Below are 355 nucleotides of genomic sequence, written 5' to 3'. Positions count from 1 at the left end.
GTCGATCTGTGCCGCCTCCTCGGTCAGCCTCTGGCGCTGGCGCTCCAGAAGGGCGACCGGGTCGAAGTCGGGCGCGTCGAGCGCGGCGCCGATCTCCGCCAGAGGCGTCCCGAGGGCGCGGAGCGAGCAGATCTGCTGCACGCGCTCGATCTCCCTCGCGCCGTAGCGGCGGTGCCCGGCGTCGGTGCGAGGGAGATCGAGCGCGTGCAGCAGATCTGCTCGCTCCGCGCCCTCGGGACGCCTCTGGCGGAGATCGGCGCCGCGCTCGACGCGCCCGACTTCGACCCGGTCGCCCTTCTGGAGCGCCAGCGCCAGAGGCTGACCGAGGAGGCGGCACAGATCGACGCGCTCCGCC

Annotated in this window: 2 protein-coding genes; one reads left to right on the top strand and one right to left on the bottom strand. The window is 74.1% G+C overall.

What is annotated here, in order from left to right; all coding sequences use genetic code 11:
- Window positions 1-141: MerR family transcriptional regulator (locus BSZ36_RS20170; RefSeq protein ID WP_483880256.1), on the bottom strand; the 141-nt coding region annotated here is incomplete at its 3' end.
- A gap of 30 nt (window positions 142-171) precedes the next feature.
- On the opposite strand from BSZ36_RS20170, the gene BSZ36_RS19750 reads away from it, so the two are divergent.
- The coding region (locus BSZ36_RS19750; protein ID WP_218827728.1) for a MerR family DNA-binding protein at window positions 172-355 on the top strand (184 nt) is incomplete at its 3' end.

The sequence above is a fragment of the Rubricoccus marinus genome, assembly GCF_002257665.1.
Lineage (GTDB): Bacteria > Bacteroidota > Rhodothermia > Rhodothermales > Rubricoccaceae > Rubricoccus > Rubricoccus marinus.
This window is presented reverse-complemented; position numbering and strand designations above follow the sequence as displayed.